Source organism: Maribellus luteus (genome assembly GCF_003576475.1).
Lineage (GTDB): Bacteria > Bacteroidota > Bacteroidia > Bacteroidales > Prolixibacteraceae > Draconibacterium > Draconibacterium luteum.
Genome location: NZ_QWGR01000202.1, coordinates 1 through 561, shown reverse-complemented (window position 1 = coordinate 561; position 561 = coordinate 1). Strand labels below are relative to the sequence as shown.

General features: G+C 67.4%; 1 protein-coding gene. It reads right to left on the bottom strand.

Annotated elements, in window-relative coordinates; genetic code table 11:
• Positions 1-561, bottom strand: a 561-nt coding sequence (locus tag D1614_RS25890) for a hypothetical protein (protein ID WP_206610193.1), incomplete at both ends; no start/stop codon positions are given.

Sequence of the window (561 nt, the reverse complement as noted above, 5' to 3'; positions counted from 1 at the left end):
CCTGCAGCGCGGCCCGGGCATCATCCGCGTAAGCCTGTGTCGCGTCCTGCGCCACCTCGTTGCCCAGCGCACGCTTGAAATCGGCCAATGCCCCGCTTGTCGCGCGTTGCAGGTCGGCCAGCGATGCCGCATCGCTCGAGAGTTCCGGCGCGCTGCTCGGCAAGACGACATCCTTGCCCGCCGCGGCGGCCTGCTGCTGCGCCTGCGCGTCAGCCACCTCGGTATTCGCCTGGGTTAATCGGTGTTGTGCCTGGTTGAATGCCGCGTTGTCGGAGGGCCCCTCGGCACGACGCAGGCTATCCGGCAACTTACGATTGCTGTCCAGCATGGCCTGCGCTGCATCCACGCTCGCTTGCGCGGCTTGATGGTGCTTCTGCGCCAACGCGGCATAGGCGTCGGCAGCACTGGCACCCACGTCGGCAGCGGCACCTTGATCGACAGCCAGCAGATAGAGCGCCATGGTCGAGTGGCGCGTGGCAGACGACTCCGCCAGCACGACCTGCATGGCCCGACGGGTGCTGTCGGTCATCTGCTGATGCAGCTCCGGTGTTGCCGCGGCCA